Below are 19,322 nucleotides of genomic sequence, written 5' to 3'. Positions count from 1 at the left end.
CGCGTCGGCTTGTGGACTACCCCGAATGCGGGCTGTCCACGGCTGCGCGGGCTTGGCATAGGGGTGGGGTGACCCAGCCTTGCCCTTCTGACCGCGCATGACCGAACTGTGGCTCTCTGCGCTGGTGATGACCGTGATCGTCGCGGTGCGCTATCTGGCGGTGAGCGGCCTGTTCGCCTGGCTGACCAAACTGGTGCGCCCCGGCCACTACAACGGTCTTGCCCGCCAGATGCGCAGCGAGATCACGTGGAGCCTTGCCTCTGCCGCGATCTACGGCGTGCCGGCGGGGATCATCGCCTGGGGCTGGCAGCATTATGGCTGGACGCGGGTCTATACCAACGTGAACGACTGGCCGCTGTGGTGGCTGCCGGTCTCGTTGTTCGTCTACCTCGCGCTCCACGATACCTGGTTCTACTGGACGCATCGCTGGATGCACCGCCCGCAGGTGTTCCGTGCGGTCCATGCGGTGCACCATGCCAGCCGTCCGCCGACGGCATGGGCGGCGATGAATTTCCACCCGGTCGAGGCCGCGATCGTCGGCCTGTTCATTCCTGCGCTGGTCTTCGTGGTGCCGATCCACGCCGGCGTGCTTGGCCTCGTGCTGATGGTGATGACCGTGATGGGCGTGACCAATCACATGGGCTGGGAACTGTTTTCCAAGGCCCTCGTTCACTCAACTGTAGGGCAATGGGTGATAACAGCCAGCCATCATCACCGTCATCACGAGCTCTATCGATGCAACTTTGGCCTCTACTTCCGCTTCTGGGATCACGTTTGCGGGACCGACAAGGGAATATCCGCGCCATGAAGCGAAAGGGGCTTACGCTGGGGCTCGCCCTGCTCACCGCGCCGCTGGCCATGGCGGCGGTGCCGCTGCCGCAGATCCAGCCGCGTCCGCAGGGGCCGGTGCAGGCTGGCCCGGCCGCGCCCAGTTCGATCCTCGTGGAGATCGACGGGCTGCGGTCCAGTCGCGGCCAGATCATGGCCTGCATGACCGCCAATCCGAAGACATTCCCCGATTGCCAGAAGGACCCCTATGCGCGGCATCTGACCGTGCCGGCGCTGAATGGCGAAACGGTGCAGTTCAAGGACGTGCCGCAAGGCCGCTATGCCATCGCGCTGTTTCATGACGAAAACGGCAATGGCCGCATGGACAAGATGATGATGCTCCCGCGCGAGGGCTTCGGCTTTTCGCGCGATGCGCCGCTGCAGTTCGGCCCGCCCCGCTTCGGCGCGGCCTCGTTCCAGGTCGGCCCCGCGCAACTGCGGACCGCCATCAAGGTGCGCTATATCCTGTAACAATCGCTTGCGCAGCGACGCGGCATCGGGAAAGGGCGGGGGCCAATCGCCCCATGCCCAAGTGCCCCATACTTTCTCGGAGAAGTGTGTGCCGGAAGCCCTGATTCAAGCGCAGCCGCTGCGCTCGCTGCTCTATATGCCTGCCAGCAACCGCCGTGCTGTCGACAAGGCGCGTGCGCTGCCCTGCGATGCCGTCGCGCTCGATCTCGAAGATGCCGTTGCGCCCGAGATGAAGGACGAGGCCCGCACCGCACTGGTGGAAGAACTGACGGCTGGCGGTTTCGGGCACCGGGAAATGATCGCACGGATCAACCCGCTCGGCTCGCCCTGGGGCAAGGCCGATCTCGCCGCGCTGGCGGGCTGCCCACTCCACGCCCTGCTGGCGCCCAAGGTCGACGATGCCGCCGACGTCGTGGCGCTTTCGGTGGCGATGGACGGGGCAGGCTATGATCCCGCCGTCCGCCTGTGGGTGATGATCGAAACGCCCCGGGCGGTGCTCGCGCTGGAGCGGATCGCGGAAACGGCGCGGCTCTCGCGGCTCGCCGGGTTCGTGCTCGGGCTGAATGATCTCGCCAAGGAAACCGGCATGGCGCAAGTGCCGGGACGCGCCGGGTTCGTGCCGGTCATGGTGCAATCGCTGATGGCGGCGCGCGCGCATGGCCTCGTCCTGCTCGACGGGGTGTGCAACGCGATCGACGATCCCGCGCGGCTCGAAGCGGAATGCGTGCAGGCGCGCGAGCTGGGTCTCGACGGAAAGACGCTCATCCATCCCTCGCAGATCGAAACCGCCAACCGCGTGTTCGCACCGGCCGAAACCGAAGTGGCGGAAGCCGAAGCCATCGTTGCCGCGTTTGCGGACCCTGCGAATGCGGGCAAGGGCGCGCTCAAGGTGGGCGGCAAGATGGCCGAACTGCTGCACCGCGACATGGCGGTGCGGCTGCTGGCCAAGGCATCGGCCATCGCCGCGCGCTGATTGATCGCGGGACCGGGATTGGGAACCCACCATATTCGAACGCCGCCATATTCGAACGATTGCGTGCAGAGGCGCGGCGCAACTTAAACACATCTTTACCATGTTGCGCCATGACGGGCCCCATCGGACGACCACGGGGACTGGTTCATGGATACGTATCGCGGCATCAGCAAGGACGGTTCAGAGGGCCAGGACCCTCTCGACTATGCCGCCGATTATACCGCTTACGAGGAATCGATCGACGAGCAGGGCACGGTCGCCGCGCCGCCGCCGCCGATCGGGCAGGACGAGCGCCGCATGCAGGTGCGCGCCTACAATTTCTGGGCGAGCCTGCTGGATCAAGGGCAGTTCCCGCCCGTGCAATCGCTGCTCGACGGGCACTTGCCCGATTTTGCCGACCATTCGGTGCTGCTGCACTTCGACAACGGCATCGAGGATCCAGCGATCCCGTTCCTGGGCCAGGTGCTTGCCGATGAATGCGAGGCCGGCAGCCCGCTGCGCCGCCTGAGCGACATTCCGGGACGCTCGCTGCTGTCGCGCATCACCGATCATTATCTGCAGATCATCGCCAACCAGGCGCCGATCGGCTTCGAGGCCGAATTCGTCAACCAGCGCGGCCGCACGATCCTGTACCGGGGCATTCTCCTGCCCTTTTCGACCGACAACACCACGATCGACTACCTTTACGGCGTGATCAACTGGAAGGAATTGGCCGACCAGCAGACCACCGACGCGCTGCTGCTGGAGATCGACCAGTCGCTGGATCAGCGCCCGAGCAGCGCCACGCTCGCGCCGCGCCGGGCAACGGTGCCGCTGGGCGGCTGGGCCGATGGGCCGGACGGCGAAATCGCCGGGTTCGAAGGCCAACAGCCGCTCGATCTGGCCGAGTTCGGCGCTGAAATCATCGCCGGCGAAGCGGCCGAGCCCGAGCACGGCCTCGCACCGGGGGAGCCCGAACCGGCCTGCCTGGCGGACTGGCTCGCCTCGGCACGCGATCTGGCGCACATCGCCCACGCCAGCGAAGACCGCACGCGCGGCGCGCTCTATGCCGCGATCGGCCGGGCGTGGGACTTCGCACTCGCGGCCGAAGATGCGCCCGAAGACTATGCTGAAATGGTCGCCGATGCGGGCCTCACCATGCAGGCGCGTGCGCCGCTGACCCCGCTGGTCAAGCTCGTGTTTGGCGCGGACTACGACAAGACGCGCATCGCGGAATACACCACCGCGCTGACCCATGCACAGCGCCTTGCGCTCGGCTACGGCGAGCTTGGCGGTTACCTTGCCAAGGCGTCCGGCGGACTCAAGGGCGTCGTCGCGCTGGAGCGCAAGCTGCGGCGCGAGGAAACCGGCAAGACCGCGCCTGCGCCGCGCGCATCGCTGGTCGAGAACCTGCGCACGCTCGATCACAAGCCGCTCTATGCGCTGGAACCGGACGGCGCCGAATTCGCGCTGGTGCTGGTGCGCCGTCTGGCGAGCGGCCCCGCGGTGCTGCTTGGCGAGATTGCCGATGACCAGCCGCTTCTGGAGCGCGCCGCGCGCCGCCTGCTGGGCTGAAGGGCCGCTTTCCCGCCTGAACAAAACCGTCTAGCCATGCGCCATGGCTGACCTAACGATCCTGAAACGCGCACCCGGCAAGCCGCGCCGCCGCTGGCTCCTGTGGACGCTGGCCGTGCTCGCACTGCTCGGCGTGGGCGGTTTTCTGCTTTATCGGCAAGCACTTGCGACGGAGGCCGTGGCGATGCTCGACAACGCGGACCGCGTGCTGCGCGGGGGCGACGGCATGATCCGCGAAGTTGCATCGGTGCGGTATGGCAGTGATCCGGCGCAGAAGCTGGAGATGTTCCTGCCCGCCGATACCGGCTCCGCGAAGGGACCGCTGCCGATCGTGGTGTTCATCCATGGCGGTGGGTGGCGCTCGGGCGATCCGCATGATTATCGCTTCATGGCCCGCGCGCTGGCACCGCAAGGCTATGCCGTGGTGCTGGCCGGCTACCGGCTCTATCCCAAGGCGCGCTATCCCGGGATGCTGGAGGATGGCGCTGCCGCGTTGCGCTGGGTGGCTGACCATGCCGCAAAGCTTGGCGGTGATCCTTCCCGCGTCGTGCTGATGGGGCACTCCGCCGGGGCCTACAACGCGGTCATGCTCGGGCTCGACAAGCGCTGGCTGGCGGCCCGCGGCCTTTCGGCGGATGCCCTGCGCGGGGTGGTCGGGCTTGCCGGTCCCTATGATTTCTATCCCTTCGATTCCGACGCCACCAAGCTGAGCTTCGGCAAGGCACCCGATCCCGAAGAGACCCAGCCGGTGGTCCACGCCCGCGCCGGAGGGCCGCCGCTGCTGCTTGTCCACGGAACCGCCGATACCCGCGTGCGCCCGCGCAATTCGGTCGAACTTGCCCGCACGATGACCCGCGCCGGCGCGCCGACGCGGGCCGTGCTGCTGGACGGCGTGACCCACGAGGGCCTGATCATGATGTTCGCGCGGCCCTTCTCGCACGATCCGCGAAGCCTTGACGCCGTGCTGCCGTTCCTGGCCAAGGTGACTGCTTCACCGGCGGTTCAGGCGCATGGCGGATAAGCTGCGCGCATCGTGACACGGTCCCTCCCCCGCCGCATCGGCCGCGCGTTGGCGGCCTCCATCGCCTTACTCCTTGCTCCGGTGCCGGCTGCGGCGCAATCGGTGCTGCGCGATGCCGAGACCGAGGCCTTCTTTCAGGACATGGCCGCGCCGATTGTGGCGGCGGCGGGCTTCAATCCGCGTGCGATCGATCTCGTGCTGCTCAACGATCCCTCGATCAACGCTTTCGTGGCGGGCGGGCAGGCGGTCTATATCCATTCGGGCCTGATCAGCGCGGCGGACAACGCGCAGGAAGTGCAAGGCGTCTTCGCGCACGAGCTCGGCCACATCACCGGCGGCCACGTGATCCGCGGCGACGAGGGCGGCAAGCCTGCCACCGGCATCACCATCCTCAGCCTGCTGTTGGGCGCGGCGGCGGCGGCGGCCGGTTCCGGGGACGCGGGCATCGGCATCATGATGGCCGGCCAGCAGGCCGCGCTGGGCAAGTACCTCGCCTTCAGCCGCGCACAGGAATCCTCGGCCGATGCGGCGAGCGTGGGCTTCCTCTCAAAGGCCGGGATTTCGGGCAAGGGCTCGGTCGATTTCTTCAAGAAGCTGCAGAACATGGAGTTCCGCTATGGCTTCAAGCGCGATGCCGATGCGGAGTTCTATTCGACCCACCCGATGACGGCAGACCGCCTGACGACGATGCAGGACAGCTTCTCGCAGGATCCGGCGTGGAATGCACCGCCCGATCCCGCGCTGCAGGCGCGGTTCCTGCGGGTGAAGGCCAAGCTGGTGGGCTATCTGGCGGAGCCTGCCGCCACGCTAGCCGCCTATCCCGAATGGATGCAGGACGCGCCCGCACACCTTGCCCGCGCCTATGCCTTCCACAAGGAAGCGCTGATGGACAAGGCGCTCGCGGAAACCGACGCGCTGCTCAAGATGGACCCCAACGATCCCTATGCGCTGGAACTGAAGGGGCAGGTCCTGCTCGAATCGGGGCGGCCGAAGGACGCGCTTGAACCGCTGCGCCGCGCGACCGAGCTGACCCAGAACGCGCCGCTGATCGCCACCACGCTGGGCCACGCGCTGCTGGCGACGGAAGACAAGGCCAATTTCCCTGAGGCACAGCGCGTGCTCAAGACTGCTGTGGCGCGTGATCGCGACAACCCCTTCGCGTGGTACCAGCTCGGCGTGGTCTATGAAGCGCAGGGCGATATTCCGCGCGCCCGGCTGGCCAGCGCGGAGCAGCAGCTGGGCGAAATGCAGCTACCCGAGGCGCTGCGCAGCGCCGAGGCGGCGGAAGGCGCGCTGCCAAAGGGCTCGCCCGATTGGCTGCGCGCGCAGGATATCGCCATGTCGGCACGCGCGATGATTGAGCGGATGAAGAAGTCGCGGTAGCGCGGGGTAAGCGGCCCAGCAGGAGTTTGGTTGATGCGTTTCAGTCCGTTTCTTGCCCTTGCGCTGGTGATCGGCGCTGCGGGTGCCGCCGGCGGGTGGTGGGCCATGCATGGCCAGGGCGGCGAAGCGGCAGCGCCCGCGCAGGACACCAGGCTCGAAAGCCAGCTGGCCGAGGCCGGGATCGATGCCCGCCAGCGCGGCGCGATCGAGGCGCTGGTGCGCAGCTACATCCTCGAGCACCCCGAAGTGCTGCCCGAGGCGATGGAAAAGCTCCAGGCGCGCGAAGCCGAGGCGCGGCTCGCCCCCTTGCGCGGCGCGATCGAGACGCCGTTCCCCGGTGCGGTGCTCGGCAATCCGCAGGGCAAGGTCACACTGGTGGAATTCACCGACTTTGCCTGCACCTATTGCCGCAGCAGCGTGGCCGATGTCGAAGCGCTGGTGAAGGCCAACCCCGATCTGCGCGTGGTAGTTCGCGAGCTGCCGATCATCGCGCCTGAGAGCGAACCTGCCGCGCGCATGGGCCTCGCCGCTGCGGCACAAGGCAAGTATCCGGCCTTCCACAAGGCGATGTTCTCCGGCGAGCGGCCGAGCAGCGCCAGCATCGCAGCGGCCGCAACCGTGGCCGGCGTGGACAGCGCCGCCGCCACTGCTTTCGCGCAAGCGCCCGGTGTGCATCAGGAGCTGGAGCGCAACCTTGGTTTTGCGCGCCAGCTTGGCATCAGCGGCACACCGGCATGGAGCGTGGGCGGCAAGCTGATGTCCGGCGCAGTGGGGCGCGAGGCGCTGCAACAGGCGGTCAACGCGGCCCGCAAAGGCTGATGCGCGCCCGGGGTACGGTTCTGGCGGCAGCGCTCGCCTTCGCGGTGCCAGCCGCCGCGCAACCGGTTGATGATCTCCAGCAGGACGATGCGCAGGTCCAGACGATCGGCTGGCGGCTGAGCCACGCCAATGCGCCCTATTGCGCACGCGGCGCGCCCGGGATCGGTCTGCTGCTGGGCGACGTGCAGACCTTCGCCGATCCGGCTGTGGCACGCGCGGTCTATGGCCTCACCGGGGATATCGCGGTGGCAGCCGTGGCGGTGGGTGGCCCGGCAGAAGCGGCGGGCCTCGCCGCCAACGCGGTGGTGCTGGCAGTCGATGGCGAACCGGTCGGCCCGGCGCCGCGCCAGGGCAGCTGGGACCGCGTCTGGGCGCTGCAATCGCGGCTGGAGCAGGCGGCGGCGCAAGGCGGCAAGGTTGCGCTCTCGCTGGACGGCGGCCGTGTGGTGACTGTGCCCGCCGCGCCATCGTGCGGGGTGCGCTTCATCCTCGATGATGCCAAGGACAATGCCGGCGCAACCCGCAGCCAGGTGCGCATCGGCCGGGAGGCGCTGGACCAGCTCGGCGGCGACGAAGCGATGATCGCGGCGGTGCTGGCGCACGAACTGGCCCACGCCGCACTCGATCACGAAACCCTGCTCGGACCGGGCAAGCGGCCCACCGCAGCCGTCCGCCGCACAGAGCGCGAGGCGGACCGACTTTCGGTGTGGATCATGGCGAATGCCGGCTACCCGCCGGAAGCCGCACTCACGATGATCCGCCGCATCGGTCCACGCGGCCTGCTGGTGATCCCCGGCGCGAGCCACGGCAAGGCCAGCACCCGCGCCCGCGAGATGGCGGCGGAGATCGCGGTGATGCGCGCCCAGCCCGATACGAACTGGGCGCTGCGGTTCCGCCGCGAGCCTTAGGCGGGAACGCCGGCCTTCGCGGCGGTCGTTTCCATCGCCTTTATCGACGTCTCGCTGCGCGGGCGGGCGAGGACCCGGCGCACCATCGGCTCGAAGAAATCGAGCGGCAGCGTGTCGTAGTCCGGATCGAACGCGCTCTGGTCATACTTGGCGCAGAATTCCGCGCAGGCATCGAAATGGGGATTGTCGCGGTGCTTCTCGCGCACGTTGCGATCGATGCCGAGGTAGTGGAAGTAGTAGTAACCCTGGAACGCGCCGTGATTGCGGCAGATCCAGTGCTCTTCCTCGCTCACGAAGGGCTGGAGGATCGCGGCGGCGATTTCGGGGTGATTGTACGAACCCAGCGTGTCGCCGATGTCGTGCAGCAAGGCCATTACCACATAGCTTTCGGGGCGGCCATCGCGGTGCGCGCGGGTCGCCGTCTGCAGGCTGTGGGTCAGGCGGTCGATCGGGAAGCCGCCGAAATCGCCATCGAGCAGCTTCAGGTGTGCAAGCACGCGGTCGGGCAGGCCGGCGGCAAAGCCGACATAATCGCGCGCGATGATCGCCCAGTCTTCCTGCGTGCCTTCCTCCATCGAATGGAACTGCGCGCGCTCTTCGGAACTGCCGTGATGATCCATGGTTCTCTCCCGTTTTGCGGGAGGATAACCGGTTTACCCAGCCACGCAAAGCCATTGGTTGGTTCCGCTCCCGCGGAATGCGGCACCAGCCCACTCCCCCGCCCGGCCACCCATTCAGGGTACTCTCGTGGGTGGCCGGGCGGGGGAGTGGGCTGGTGCCGCGCGCAAAAGTGGCGCGATGGCAAACTGTGGGCTACACATCCCCCATGGCAATGAAGCTGCCGCTGCGCCCCACGCCGTTCTTCGGCAACAAGAACCGCGCCTTCTGGCGTCTGCAGATGCTTGGCTGGGGCGGCGCGATGCTGCTGCGCGCGCTGTCCAGCCTTGCCAATGCGCAGCCCTGGTCGTTCCTCATCATCGTGCTGATCGCCACGATCACCGGCTTTTCAATCTCGCTGATCCTCTCGGTGATCTACCGCGCGCTGATCAACCGCACGCCGCTGATCACCTGGGGCATCACCTCGGTCGTTCTTGCCATCGCGGTCGGGCTCTATGCCTTCATCGACAGCTGGGTGATCAGCCTCTACCGGACGGACGGCGATTCCGGCTTCGCGCAGCTGTTCCTCGGCGTGTTCTACCTCGATCTCACGCTGCTCGGCGCGTGGTCGGCGCTCTACTACGCGATCAACTTCTACGTGCAGGTGGAAGAGCAGAACGACCAGCTGATGCGGCTGGAAGCGCAGGCGACGTCCGCGCAGCTGGCCATGCTACGCTACCAGCTCAACCCGCACTTCCTGTTCAACACACTGAACTCGATTTCCACACTGGTACTGCTCAAGCAGACCGAGCCCGCCAATGCGATGCTGAGCCGGCTGTCCTCGTTCCTGCGCTACACCCTGATCAACGAGCCGACCGGGCGCGTGACGGTGGCGCAGGAGGTCGAGACGCTGAAGCTCTACCTCGATATCGAGCGAATGCGCTTCGAAGAGCGGCTGGGCACCGAATTCCGCATCGACGATGAGGCCTCGCCCGCGCTGATGCCTTCGCTGCTGCTCCAGCCGCTGGTGGAAAACGCGATCAAGTATGGTGTCAGCCCGCTCGAGGAAGGGGCCACAATCACCATCGCGGCGCAACTCGTCGGCCCGGTGCTGCGTGTCACCGTGTCCGACACTGGCCCGGGCTTGCAACCGGGCACCGACCCCTCGACATTGTTCGGCGTGACCAGTTCTCAATCGGACTCCACGCGTGTCGGCCTCGCCAATATCCGCGACCGGCTCGCCCAGGCCTATGGCGAGAACCAGCGGTTCGAAATCGGCGAGCGGCCGGGTGGAGGCTTCATGGTGGTGATCGAACTGCCCTTCGAAGCGCGTGAGATAGCCCCCAATCAGCAGTCTGCCGCGCAGCTCGCGACACAGCAAAGGTAGCGCATGACCATTCGCACGATCCTCGTCGATGACGAAAAGCTCGCGATCCAGGGCCTCCAGCTTCGGCTTGAAGCCTTCCCCGATGTCGAGATCATCGACACCTGCTCCAACGGGCGCGAGGCGATCCGCAAGATCAAGACCGAGAAGCCCGATCTGGTGTTCTGCGATATCCAGATGCCCGGGTTCGACGGGTTCAGCGTGGTGAGCGGGGTGATCGAGATCGATCCGCCGCTGTTCGTCTTCGTCACCGCCTATTCCGAGCACGCGATCCGCGCGTTCGAGGCCAATGCGGTCGACTATCTCCTCAAGCCCGTCGAGCCAGCCCGCCTGGCCGACGCGCTCGACCGCGCGCGCACTCGCCTTGCTGAAAAGCGCGGGCTGGAAGAGGCGGAGAAATTGAAGACCGTGCTCGCCGAAGTCGCTCCCGATGCGATGGATTCGATGCCTGACGACAGCGAGCCTGCGGTCGGCCGATTCGAGAAGCTCATCAACATCAAGGACCGCGGCCAGATCTTCCGCGTCGATGTCGATACGATCGAGCGGATCGAAGCGGCGGGGGACTATATGTGCATCTACACCGGCGACAATTCACTGATCCTGCGCGAGACGATGAAGGACCTCGAACGCCGGCTCGATCCGCGCGTGTTCCAGCGCGTGCACCGCTCGAAGATCGTCAACCTCGACCGCGTGCGGCAAGTGAAGCCGCACACCAATGGCGAATGCTTTCTGGTGCTCGACTCTGGCTCGGAAGTGAAAGTCTCGCGCTCGTACCGCGATGTGGTGGCGCGCTTCGTGCATTGATTTTCCGGTTCGCGCAGAGGCGCGGAGGCGCAGGGAGTCTTGGCCGAAGGCCATTCGCCTTCCTGGCCCGCTCGCAGTAATTGAACCGGCTTCGCCGGAATCTCTTTCTCTGCGCCTCCGCGCCTCTGCGCGAACCCCTTTCCTCGTCTCGACACACCAGCAGCGCATCGGTAAGCGCTTCACATGACCACCTTCACCCTCCCCGGCTTTGATCTCGATGCCTTCGTCGCCGCCACGCTGGCCGAGGATCTTGGGCAGGGTCTGCCCGGCGGCGGGCATGATGTGACCTGCGAAAGCGTGATCCCGGCGAACGCGCGCTTTGCCGGGGTGATGGACAGCCGCGATGCGATCACCGTCTGCGGGCTCCCCATCGCTGCCGCCTTCTTCCGCGCGCTCAATCCGGCGATGGAAATCGAAGTGCTGGTCGAGGAGGGCGCGCAAGTTGCCCCCGGTTCCGCGCTGATGCGCCTCACCGGCTCGGCCCGCGCCATGCTCACCGCTGAACGCAGCGCGCTCAACACCGTGCAGCACCTCTCGGGCGTTGCCACGCTCACGCGCCAGTATGTCGATGCGATGGGGGACACGCGCGCGAAGCTGCTCGATACGCGCAAGACCATTCCGGGCCTCAGGCACCTTGAGAAATACGCCGTGCGCACCGGCGGCGGGGTGAACCACCGCATGGGGCTGTGGGACGCGGCGATGATCAAGGATAACCACGTGCTCGTCGCGGGCGGGGTGGCCGAGGCGGTGCGCCGCGCGCTTGCCGCCGGGGTGCGCGAGGTGATCTGCGAGGTTGATCACATCGACCAGATCGAGCCCGCGCTGGAGGCAGGCGCCACTCGCCTGCTGCTCGACAATATGGGGCCAGACCTGCTGCGCGAGGCCGTTGCGCTCGTTGCAGGCCGCGCGCCGTGCGAGGCATCGGGCGGCGTGCGCCTCGAAACCATCGGCGCAATCGCCGCCTCGGGCGTGGACTACGTCTCGGTCGGCCGCCTCACGCAAAGCGCGCCGGCAGCCGATATCGGCCTCGATTTCACGCCGCTTTGAACTGTCTCGCAATTGCCGCCTGCTCGCTGCATGCTAGTCTGGCCGCACAGCGATCACGGGGACCCGCGCATTGAGACCGCAGTCGATCATCCGCTTCGAACAGTTCTATCTCGGTGGCACTGCAATCAGCCTACTGACCCAGTTGCTCAATGCCATCGGGCTACTCGGCTTCAGCAGCAGTGACGCCTTGAGCCCTTTCGCGCTGCTGATCCTGATGGCGGTCGGCTACGGGCTGACGTTCCTGTTCTGGTATCTGATCGCGCGCCGGGCCAGCAACATCGCGAAATGGCTTCTTGTGGTCATCACCCTGCTCGGCATGATCGGCACCGTCCCCATGCTGGCGATGATGTTCTCTTCCTCTCCTCTCGAAGCCCTGCTGACCACGCTGGTCACGCTGCTGCAATTTGTTGCGGTGGTGTTCCTGTTCCGGCGCGATGCCGCCGATTGGCTGCGCAGCAAGGGGCAGAACCAGATGGTCGACGTGTCCACCTTCAACTGATGCGCGTGATCGCTCTTGCAGCGCTGGCCCTCGCGCTTCCCGCTGCGGCGCAGGCCGAGGTTCCGCAATGCCGCTTGCCGCCGCAATTGGCCGCGCCTGCCCTGCCGGTGCCGGATGGCCCGCGCCGGGTGTTGCCGATCGCGGGCTATACCCTCGCGCTCAGCTGGTCGCCGGAATACTGCCGCAACCGCGCGCGCGATCCGCGTGCCAGCTACCAGTGCGGCGGCGAACTGGGGCGCTTCGGCTTCATCCTCCACGGCCTGTGGCCCGAAGCGACGCCCGGCAATTGGCCGCAGTGGTGCGAGGCTGCGCCGCTCTCCGCCGAAACGGTGCGCCGCAACTTGTGCATGACCCCCTCGCCCGGCCTCCTCGCGCACGAGTGGGCCAAGCACGGCGCCTGCATGGCGGGCAGGCCGGAGGGCTACTTCAAGGCCGGCGCCGCCCTGCTGCGTTCGCTGCGCTATCCTGACATGATGCGCCTCTCGCGCCGCCCGGGCCTTACCGCCGGAGACCTGCGCACCGCGTTTCGCGCCGCCACCCTGTTCCTCCCTGCCGCCGCGATCCGCGTGAAGGCGAACAGGCGCGGCTGGCTGGAGGAAGTCCACGTATGTTACGGCAAGGACTTCCTGCCCGCACCCTGCGCTGATCGGGGCGCCAGCGACGCCGCCCCGCTGAAGATCTGGCGCGGCAGCTAACGCCGCTCGCGGAAGAAGCCTCGCAGCAGTTCCGCAGCTTCCGCCTCGCCGATCCCCGAATAGACCTCCGGCCGGTGCAGGCAGCCCGGCGCGTCGAACACTTTGGCGCCGTGCTCCACCGCCCCGCCCTTGGGGTCGCTCGCCGCGTAGTAGACCCGGTCCAGCCGTGCGTGGACAATCGCACCCGCACACATCGCGCAGGGCTCCAGCGTCACCCACAAGTCGCAGCCCGTGAGCCGCGCCTGCCCCAGCGCCGCGGCGGCGGCGCGAATCGCCATGACTTCGGCATGGGCAGTGGGATCATGGTCCGCGCGCGGCGTATTATGCGCAGCGGCGATCACCACGCCGTCCTTGACGATCACCGCCCCGATGGGCACTTCGCCCGCCTCTGCCGCCTCTGAAGCGGCCTCCAGCGCCATGCGCATGGGTTCGGGAAGGGGCCAGCGAGTCATGCCGGCGGGGCTAGCGCGGGTGGGGCTGCAAGCGCAACGTGCGAATCCTTGACTTTGCCCCCCGGATCGGCAAAAGCGCGCCCTTCCCGATCCATGATCGTTCAAATCCAAGCGAGTTTTCAGCCATGTCGCGCATCTGCGAACTGACCGGTAAGGGCCGCCAGGTCGGCCACAACGTGAGCCACGCCAACAACAAGACCAAGCGTCTGTTCCTGCCCAACCTGCAGAACGTCACGCTCATGTCGGAGAAGCTCGATCGCAGCTTCAAGTTCCGCGTCTCGACCCACGGCCTGCGCTCGGTGGAGCACAACGGCGGGCTCGACAACTGGCTGCTCAAGCAGTCGGACACCAAGCTCAGCCCGCGCGCGCTCAAGGTGAAGCGCGAGCTGGCCAAGGCGACTGCCGCCTGATCAATTCGCCGGGCGGCCAGCTGCCGCCCGCGCTGAACGGGCCGGGGTCTGACGGACTTCCGGCCCGATTCGCAGCTTGAGCAGTAGCGTTCGCTGCGCCCAGACCATTTCGTTGCTGTCCGAGATCAGCCAGATCGCCTGGCTGCCATCGACTTCGCGTGTCACGGTCATCCCTTCGTAGTTATCGCGGATAAGCGGATCATCGATCCGGGCGAGCACCTGCGGCGTCAACTCAGCGCCGGAGCGGACATCCTGGGGGGCAAACACCACGATGACCGAGCGGAAGCCGAGGAGGCCGAAATGGCGCCCCAGCACGAGCAGCCGGCCATCCGGCATCTGCGCCAGTTCGCTCGGCCGGTAACCGTCCGGCATGATGAGCACAAATCGCTCCGGGTCCTCGAACGGCCGGGGCGTACCCGGAAAGATCAGAGCCGGATGGCGGGTCCGGTCCAGCCAGCGGGAATAGGTCTCGCCAATGATCAGGGTGCGCCCGTCGGCAAGGCGCGTCGTCGCCTCGGCGCCCTGATTCTCCGGCCATTCGGCCAGCGCTGGCAGCGCGATTGCCTCATGCCGCGCAAGATCCGGGCTGAAGCGCTGCAGCATCGGCTTGTCCTCGTAGCCGACAACGAGATCGCCGCTCGCCGGCTCGACAAAGACCGATTCGGCATCAGTGGCATAGCGGTGCTTGCGCCATTCGAGATGGATCAGACGATCGAGATGCGCGCGCCACGCCCCCGCCCTGTCAGGCCGCGTGAACCAGAGCACGCCGCCCCGGTCGCCCACGGCCACGAAGCCATCGTCCGTCCGGGCCAGTCCCGATAGCGTGCCGAGGCTGCGCGCACGGCCCTTGATCTGCCAGACGCCTGCCAGCTGCAATGCACCCATCTGCGGTAGATCGCTGCGCAGCGTTGGCATCAGATCGGCGAGATGGACCACCGGATCGCTGGAGGGTTCAGGCTTCGGTGCCCGCAACCAGGTGACCGGCACAAGCGCGAGGATCAGCAGGGCGAGTTTGAACGCGCGCATTGCGGCGGCGTTGCCACAGCGCACCGCCAAAAGGTAGCGCCTTCAGGCCGGCACGAACTTCAGCGCATCACCATTGATGCAATAGCGCTTGCCCGTGGGCGGCGGGCCATCATCGAACACGTGGCCGAGGTGGCCGCCACAGCGCGTGCAATGCACTTCGGTGCGGGTCGTGCCGAACGAGGTATCGACCGACGTGGCGATGCCGCCCTTGATCGGGGTCCAGAAGCTGGGCCAGCCGGTGCCGCTGTCGAACTTGGTCGAGGAGGCGAACACGGCATTGCCGTCAGCCGCACAAGTGAAAGTGCCCTTGCGATGTTCCCCCAGCAGCGCCGAAGTGAACGGCCGCTCGGTCCCCTCCTCACGCAGGATATAGTACTGCGCGGGCGTGAGGATCTTGCGCCATTCCGCTTCGGTATGGCGCAGCGGGAAGGTTCCCTTGCGCGTCGCGGCGGCGGGCGCACCGCAGGCGGCAGCTGTCATGGCCGCCGTGGCGGTGAGGAAGGCGAGGAAATTGCGGCGTGAAGGTCTCATGGCAGCCAGTTCGGGGGAATGAGTCATTCCGTTACATTCCCTGCCATGCCGAGCCGATCAAGAGGACCGTTCGGGTGGAGCCAATCGAGGTGGGGAGATGTCCCGCCAGGTGGGCTGGGGAGGGGGGCGGGTAAGCCCACCGGCGGGACGCCACCCTCCTAGCCCAGGCTATCTGAACCGAATCTGACCGAATCGGATAGGAAAGGTTCAGGGCCCTGGTTCAGCGCTTCTCGAGCACAACCTCCAGCTTGCGGAAGCCATGGACGAAGTTGGCGCGCACTCGTTTCACCTCGCCCGCCACCCGCACGCGCATCTTGCGCTCGTGCATCTCCTCGAGCAGCACGCGCAGCTGCAGTTCGGCAAGCCGCGCGCCAACGCAGCGGTGAACGCCATAACCGAAAGCAAGGTGGCGGCGCGCATTGGGGCGATCGATGATGAGCTTGTCGGGGTTTTCGAACACCGTCTCGTCGCGGTTGGCCGAAAGGTACCACATGATGACCTTGTCGCCTGCCTTGACCTGCTGGCCAAACAGCTCGGTATCCGCCGTGCAGGTACGGCGCATGTGTGCCAGCGGCGTCACGATACGCAGGCATTCCTGCACCGCATTGGGGATCAGCGAGGGATCGGATTCGAGTAGCGCCCGCTGATCCGGGAACTGATCGAGCGCGTGGACGATGCCGGACATCGTGTTGCGCGTGGTATCGTTGCCACCGACGATCAGCAGCACGAGATTGCCCATGAATTCCAGCGGGCTCATCGTCGCCATGGCCGGCGAATGGATCATCATCGAGATGAGATCGGGCGTCGGCGCCTTGCCCATGCGCTCCATCCACAGGCCCTGGAAATAGCGTGCCATCTCGCTCAGAATCTCGAAGCGCTGGTCGGCAAGGTCTTGCGCCAGCGTCAGTTCCACATCACCGGCCCAGTCGGACCAGAAGGTGAGGAGGCGGCGGTCCTTCCACGGGAAGCCGAACAGGATCGCGAGCATGCCGGTGGTGAGCTCGATCGAGACTTTGTCGACCCAATCGAACTTCTCGCCCCAGGGCAGGCTGTCGAGCACTTCGCCGGTTCGCGCACGGATCTCCGTTTCCATGCGCACCATTTCGGCGGGCGTGAAGGCGGGCGCGACGGTGCGGCGCTGGCCGGTATGCTCGGGCCGGTCCATCGCGATGAACATCGGCATCTGGCGCTCGGCCAGCTTGACCGGATCGGTGCCTTCCGGCGGATCGCCGATGGTGATGCCGCCATGCTGCCATCCCGAGGAAAACAGCTCTGGCAGCGATTCGACGTGCTGGATCGCCTTGTGCGTGGTGACGTTCCAGTAGTCGCCATACGGCGTGCCGGTGACCTTGTTGACGGGTGCCTGCTCTCGCATTTCAGCGAAGATCGGACCCCAGCGGTCCTCGACATAGATCGCCGAGGCGCTGACGTCCCAAGGCTGCGTGTGGTGCGGCGCGGCCTGCGGATTGGCGGCAAGCCAGGCCTCAAACGCCTCGTTCGCAGTGGGCGACGAGCGATAAGTGAACGGCGCTTCGGGCGCGAGCTGGGTGGCCATGGCTATCCTTCCGGGTGCGGGCAGCTCCGCGCGGCCGCCCTTGTCACTCGGTGAATACTATCCTTGCAACCTACATGGCTGTCAATAAGGTTTAGGCCTTCGCCGGACGGCGGAACCAGCCCCGACGCCCCCGCGCCGGGCCCGATTTCATCACCGTCCGGCGGAACAGCTGCGCCCCCACGCGGATGATCACGCCAACCCACACCGCCTGATAGACGAGCGCGATCAGGTGCGGCCAGAGCACCGGCGATTGCGCCGCCTGCGCCAGCATCGCGAAGGGCGAGCTGACCGGGAAGACAAAGCTCGCGGTCTCGATCCAGGTGCCGGGCCGGGCCAATGCGTAGCTGGCGAAGAAGAACACCATGAGCTGCATCATCGTGACCGGCATCGAAAGCGTCTGCACTTCACGCACCGTGGTCGCCATGCCGCCGATCGAGAGGAACAGCGAGCCGAGAAGCAGATAGGCCATCGCGAAGTAGAGAAAGCCGAGGACGCAGAACAGCGGCCAACCGACAGCTGGCGTCGCCAGCAGCGGGATCGATTTCATGCCGGCCAGCATCAGCACGCCATAGACCGAGCCCCACACCGCGATACCGACGAGGCTGACCGCGAGCATCGCGAAGAGCTTGCCAAGGAACAGCGCGTCCATCGGGATCGAGGCGGCGAGTACTTCGATGATCTTGTTGGCCTTTTCCTCGACGAGGTTGGACAGCACCATGCCGGCCAGCAGCATCGTGAGGAGGAACAACAGCACCTGGCCCGCTTGCGCCGTGACCGCGAGATCGACGTGCTGCTTGGCCGCGGTGGTGGCGATCTTGTCCTCCGCCACCTCGGGATAGGTGCGCGGCCCCGGCGCACCGGCCTCCGCCGCGATCAGCGCGACCTGCCCGCGCCACTGGTCGACCCGCTCGGAGTTGCCGGTCAGCACCGGTTTGTCCAACGTGCCGGTGATCACGGCAGCGAGTTGCGGCGCGCCTTTCACGCCCTTGCTAGCCAGCACCGTGCGCGCATCGAAATTTTCACCCGGCGCAAGGCGCGCCAGCACGGTATATTCCGGCACGAAGCCCGCCATCTTCGGCGCAAGGCCACCCCGCGCGGCAACCAGCGAATCGCCCTGGTGCGCGGGCATGGCAACGCCGATCACCGGATTGTCGATATCGCGCGAGACCTGCGAGCCCACCGCCGCCGCCATCGCGCCGATGAATACCGGGAACAGCGGGCCGATCAGGAAGAAGATGAACGTCTTGGAGAAGATAACCGCGCAGAAATCGCGGCGCATGATCACCCAGGCGGCGGCAAAATGGTTGCGGAGCATCAGCGGCGACCCTTCTTTGATCCGGTCTGTTCGGCGGCCTTCTCGGCCGCTTCCTGCGCCGATTCCTCCAGCGCGCGGGCAGCTGCCTCGCCGGCGATCGACACGAACGCATCGTGCAGGCCCGGCCGCTCGATGGAGAGCGAGAGAATGCCGGCATCGCCTTCGATCAGCGCGCGCAGCAGCGGCTCGACCCCGCTTTCAGGCAGAGTGAAGAACCAGAAACGGCCTTCGTGGCGCGCATCGGCGGGCAACGCGGCACGCCACGGCCCGTCCTGCACGCGGGTTTCGAGGCGCACTTGCGGACGCAGGCGATCGCGCGCGGCGTCCACTGGACCCGCGAATGGCACCTTGCCGCCGGCGATGATCGCGATCTGGTCGCAGAGCCGCTCGGCGTGGGCGATGACGTGGGTGGAGAAGATCACCGTCGTGCCGCGTTCGGCAAGACTGCGGATCATCCGCTCGAGCTTGCCCTGATTGAGCGCGTCGAGACCCGAGAACGGCTCATCGAACACCACGAGATCGGGCTCGTGCACCAGCGTGCCGAGCAGCTGCACCTGCTGCGCCATACCCTTGGAGAGCTGCCGGATCTGGCGGTCCGCCGCATAGCCAAGGCCGTGCTGTTCGAGCAGTTCACGCCCCCGCCGGCGGCCTTCCTTAAGCGGCACCCCGCGCAGTGCGGCGAGGAACGCGATGGCTTCGGTCGCCTTCATCGCCGGATAGAGCCCGCGCTCCTCCGGCAGATAGCCGATGCGGCGCGCCACTTCGGTCGGGCGCTCATGGCCCAGCACGCGGCGATAGCCCGAATCGGGATCGATGATGCCGAGCAGCATGCGCAGCGTCGTCGTCTTGCCCGCACCATTGGGGCCGAGAATGCCGTAGATCGCGCCGCGCGGCACCGAGATGTCGACGCCGTCGACGGCAGTGAAGCCGTCGAAGCGCTTGACGAGGCCGCGCGCCTCGATTGCGAGTTCAGGGGCAACCTCAGCGGATGGAACATTGTCCAGCACGGTCGTCCCGGTAAAGGAAGCAAAGGGTTCGATCTTCATGGCG

At 66.6% G+C, this 19,322-nt stretch carries 21 protein-coding genes; 14 read left to right on the top strand and 7 right to left on the bottom strand.

Going from position 1 to position 19,322, the window contains the following annotated elements; all coding sequences use genetic code 11:
* The first annotated feature begins 97 nt into the window (after positions 1 to 97).
* From ACODS2_RS00400 to ACODS2_RS00365, 8 genes are all read left to right on the top strand, one after another.
* A complete protein-coding gene (locus ACODS2_RS00400; RefSeq protein ID WP_488997099.1) occupies positions 98 to 808 on the top strand; it encodes a sterol desaturase family protein in 711 nt (236 codons plus the stop codon).
* Positions 805 to 1,299: a DUF2141 domain-containing protein gene (locus tag ACODS2_RS00395; protein ID WP_488997098.1), complete on the top strand. Its 495-nt coding sequence runs from the start codon at positions 805 to 807 to the stop codon at positions 1,297 to 1,299. Before ACODS2_RS00400 ends, ACODS2_RS00395 begins: the two co-directional genes overlap by 4 nt.
* An 88-nt stretch (positions 1,300 to 1,387) precedes the next feature.
* On the top strand, positions 1,388 to 2,272 hold the full coding sequence (locus ACODS2_RS00390; protein WP_488997097.1) for an HpcH/HpaI aldolase/citrate lyase family protein: 885 nt from the start codon (positions 1,388 to 1,390) through the stop codon (positions 2,270 to 2,272).
* Between the two features lie 147 nt (positions 2,273 to 2,419).
* Positions 2,420 to 3,826 carry a PAS domain-containing protein gene (locus ACODS2_RS00385; protein WP_488997096.1) on the top strand — a complete coding sequence of 469 codons (1,407 nt, stop codon included), beginning with the start codon at positions 2,420 to 2,422 and terminating at the stop codon, positions 3,824 to 3,826.
* A gap of 43 nt (positions 3,827 to 3,869) precedes the next feature.
* Positions 3,870 to 4,847 carry an alpha/beta hydrolase gene (locus ACODS2_RS00380; protein WP_488997095.1) on the top strand — a complete coding sequence of 326 codons (978 nt, stop codon included), beginning with the start codon at positions 3,870 to 3,872 and terminating at the stop codon, positions 4,845 to 4,847.
* A gap of 12 nt (positions 4,848 to 4,859) precedes the next feature.
* Positions 4,860 to 6,230: a M48 family metalloprotease gene (locus ACODS2_RS00375; protein ID WP_488997094.1), complete on the top strand. Its 1,371-nt coding sequence runs from the start codon at positions 4,860 to 4,862 to the stop codon at positions 6,228 to 6,230.
* Between the two features lie 33 nt (positions 6,231 to 6,263).
* Positions 6,264 to 7,049, top strand: coding sequence for a DsbA family protein (locus ACODS2_RS00370; RefSeq protein WP_488997093.1), 786 nt, complete (start codon positions 6,264 to 6,266; stop codon positions 7,047 to 7,049).
* A complete protein-coding gene (locus ACODS2_RS00365; RefSeq protein WP_488997092.1) occupies positions 7,049 to 7,957 on the top strand; it encodes a M48 family metalloprotease in 909 nt (302 codons plus the stop codon). Before ACODS2_RS00370 ends, ACODS2_RS00365 begins: the two co-directional genes overlap by 1 nt.
* On the opposite strand, the gene ACODS2_RS00360 is transcribed toward ACODS2_RS00365, so the two are convergent.
* The gene (locus tag ACODS2_RS00360; RefSeq protein WP_298172221.1) at positions 7,954 to 8,577 is read right to left on the bottom strand and encodes an HD domain-containing protein; all 624 of its coding nucleotides are present in this window, start codon (positions 8,575 to 8,577) and stop codon (positions 7,954 to 7,956) included. The genes ACODS2_RS00365 and ACODS2_RS00360 overlap by 4 nt on opposite strands.
* A gap of 206 nt (positions 8,578 to 8,783) precedes the next feature.
* Here ACODS2_RS00360 and ACODS2_RS00355 point away from each other — a divergent pair, with 206 nt between their 5' ends.
* From ACODS2_RS00355 to ACODS2_RS00335, 5 genes are all read left to right on the top strand, one after another.
* Positions 8,784 to 9,941, top strand: coding sequence for a sensor histidine kinase (locus tag ACODS2_RS00355; protein ID WP_488997091.1), 1,158 nt, complete (start codon positions 8,784 to 8,786; stop codon positions 9,939 to 9,941).
* A gap of 3 nt (positions 9,942 to 9,944) precedes the next feature.
* Complete coding sequence (locus ACODS2_RS00350) at positions 9,945 to 10,742, top strand: LytR/AlgR family response regulator transcription factor (RefSeq protein WP_298172216.1); 798 nt, start codon at positions 9,945 to 9,947, stop codon at positions 10,740 to 10,742.
* 183 nt (positions 10,743 to 10,925) lie between these two features.
* Positions 10,926 to 11,789, top strand: coding sequence for a carboxylating nicotinate-nucleotide diphosphorylase (nadC, locus tag ACODS2_RS00345; protein ID WP_488997090.1), 864 nt, complete (start codon positions 10,926 to 10,928; stop codon positions 11,787 to 11,789).
* A gap of 70 nt (positions 11,790 to 11,859) precedes the next feature.
* Positions 11,860 to 12,288: a hypothetical protein gene (locus ACODS2_RS00340; RefSeq protein ID WP_488997089.1), complete on the top strand. Its 429-nt coding sequence runs from the start codon at positions 11,860 to 11,862 to the stop codon at positions 12,286 to 12,288.
* Entirely contained in the window at positions 12,288 to 12,983 is a 696-nt protein-coding gene (locus ACODS2_RS00335; RefSeq protein WP_488997088.1) for a ribonuclease T2 family protein, read from the top strand. The genes ACODS2_RS00340 and ACODS2_RS00335 overlap by 1 nt, the downstream gene beginning before the upstream one ends.
* Here ACODS2_RS00335 and ACODS2_RS00330 read toward each other — a convergent pair.
* Complete coding sequence (locus ACODS2_RS00330; protein ID WP_488997087.1) at positions 12,980 to 13,435, bottom strand: nucleoside deaminase; 456 nt, start codon at positions 13,433 to 13,435, stop codon at positions 12,980 to 12,982. The two genes, ACODS2_RS00335 and ACODS2_RS00330, sit on opposite strands and share 4 nt — an antisense overlap.
* A 125-nt stretch (positions 13,436 to 13,560) precedes the next feature.
* On the opposite strand from ACODS2_RS00330, the gene rpmB reads away from it, so the two are divergent.
* On the top strand, positions 13,561 to 13,845 hold the full coding sequence (gene rpmB, locus ACODS2_RS00325) for a 50S ribosomal protein L28 (protein WP_298172200.1): 285 nt from the start codon (positions 13,561 to 13,563) through the stop codon (positions 13,843 to 13,845).
* Here the strand turns inward: rpmB and ACODS2_RS00320 are convergent, their stop codons facing one another.
* The 5 genes from ACODS2_RS00320 to ACODS2_RS00300 all read right to left on the bottom strand — a co-directional run bounded on the left by ACODS2_RS00320 (position 13,846) and on the right by ACODS2_RS00300 (position 19,318).
* Positions 13,846 to 14,871 carry an esterase-like activity of phytase family protein gene (locus ACODS2_RS00320; RefSeq protein WP_488997086.1) on the bottom strand — a complete coding sequence of 342 codons (1,026 nt, stop codon included), beginning with the start codon at positions 14,869 to 14,871 and terminating at the stop codon, positions 13,846 to 13,848.
* Positions 14,872 to 14,913: 42 nt separating this feature from the next.
* A complete protein-coding gene (gene msrB, locus ACODS2_RS00315) occupies positions 14,914 to 15,429 on the bottom strand; it encodes a peptide-methionine (R)-S-oxide reductase MsrB (protein ID WP_488997085.1) in 516 nt (171 codons plus the stop codon).
* 193 nt (positions 15,430 to 15,622) lie between these two features.
* Entirely contained in the window at positions 15,623 to 16,957 is a 1,335-nt protein-coding gene (locus ACODS2_RS00310; protein WP_488997084.1) for a cytochrome P450, read from the bottom strand.
* Positions 16,958 to 17,048: 91 nt separating this feature from the next.
* The gene (locus ACODS2_RS00305) at positions 17,049 to 18,272 is read right to left on the bottom strand and encodes an ABC transporter permease (protein WP_488997083.1); all 1,224 of its coding nucleotides are present in this window, start codon (positions 18,270 to 18,272) and stop codon (positions 17,049 to 17,051) included.
* Positions 18,272 to 19,318: an ABC transporter ATP-binding protein gene (locus ACODS2_RS00300; protein WP_488997082.1), complete on the bottom strand. Its 1,047-nt coding sequence runs from the start codon at positions 19,316 to 19,318 to the stop codon at positions 18,272 to 18,274. The genes ACODS2_RS00305 and ACODS2_RS00300 overlap by 1 nt, the downstream gene beginning before the upstream one ends.
* Positions 19,319 to 19,322 lie beyond the last annotated feature (4 nt).

Source organism: Novosphingobium sp. FG137 (assembly GCF_057809735.1).
The sequence above is the reverse complement of the archived record's forward strand: the minus strand, read 5'-3'. Positions and strand labels throughout refer to the sequence as shown.

Bases quoted from the DNA above. Each gene is read 5' to 3' on its own strand.
- ACODS2_RS00365 (WP_488997092.1), top strand. From the start codon at position 7,049: ATGCGCGCCCGGGGTACGGTTCTGGCGGCAGCGCTCGCCTTCGCGGTG.
- ACODS2_RS00385 (WP_488997096.1), top strand. From the start codon at position 2,420: ATGGATACGTATCGCGGCATCAGCAAGGACGGTTCAGAGGGCCAGGAC.
- ACODS2_RS00335 (WP_488997088.1), top strand. From the start codon at position 12,288: ATGCGCGTGATCGCTCTTGCAGCGCTGGCCCTCGCGCTTCCCGCTGCG.
- rpmB (WP_298172200.1), top strand. From the start codon at position 13,561: ATGTCGCGCATCTGCGAACTGACCGGTAAGGGCCGCCAGGTCGGCCAC.
- ACODS2_RS00320 (WP_488997086.1), bottom strand. From the start codon at position 14,871: ATGCGCGCGTTCAAACTCGCCCTGCTGATCCTCGCGCTTGTGCCGGTC.
- ACODS2_RS00370 (WP_488997093.1), top strand. From the start codon at position 6,264: ATGCGTTTCAGTCCGTTTCTTGCCCTTGCGCTGGTGATCGGCGCTGCG.
- ACODS2_RS00350 (WP_298172216.1), top strand. From the start codon at position 9,945: ATGACCATTCGCACGATCCTCGTCGATGACGAAAAGCTCGCGATCCAG.
- ACODS2_RS00330 (WP_488997087.1), bottom strand. From the start codon at position 13,435: ATGACTCGCTGGCCCCTTCCCGAACCCATGCGCATGGCGCTGGAGGCC.
- ACODS2_RS00380 (WP_488997095.1), top strand. From the start codon at position 3,870: ATGGCTGACCTAACGATCCTGAAACGCGCACCCGGCAAGCCGCGCCGC.
- msrB (WP_488997085.1), bottom strand. From the start codon at position 15,429: ATGACTCATTCCCCCGAACTGGCTGCCATGAGACCTTCACGCCGCAAT.
- ACODS2_RS00300 (WP_488997082.1), bottom strand. From the start codon at position 19,318: ATGAAGATCGAACCCTTTGCTTCCTTTACCGGGACGACCGTGCTGGAC.
- ACODS2_RS00305 (WP_488997083.1), bottom strand. From the start codon at position 18,272: ATGCTCCGCAACCATTTTGCCGCCGCCTGGGTGATCATGCGCCGCGAT.
- ACODS2_RS00355 (WP_488997091.1), top strand. From the start codon at position 8,784: ATGGCAATGAAGCTGCCGCTGCGCCCCACGCCGTTCTTCGGCAACAAG.
- ACODS2_RS00400 (WP_488997099.1), top strand. From the start codon at position 98: ATGACCGAACTGTGGCTCTCTGCGCTGGTGATGACCGTGATCGTCGCG.
- ACODS2_RS00360 (WP_298172221.1), bottom strand. From the start codon at position 8,577: ATGGATCATCACGGCAGTTCCGAAGAGCGCGCGCAGTTCCATTCGATG.
- ACODS2_RS00310 (WP_488997084.1), bottom strand. From the start codon at position 16,957: ATGGCCACCCAGCTCGCGCCCGAAGCGCCGTTCACTTATCGCTCGTCG.
- ACODS2_RS00395 (WP_488997098.1), top strand. From the start codon at position 805: ATGAAGCGAAAGGGGCTTACGCTGGGGCTCGCCCTGCTCACCGCGCCG.
- nadC (WP_488997090.1), top strand. From the start codon at position 10,926: ATGACCACCTTCACCCTCCCCGGCTTTGATCTCGATGCCTTCGTCGCC.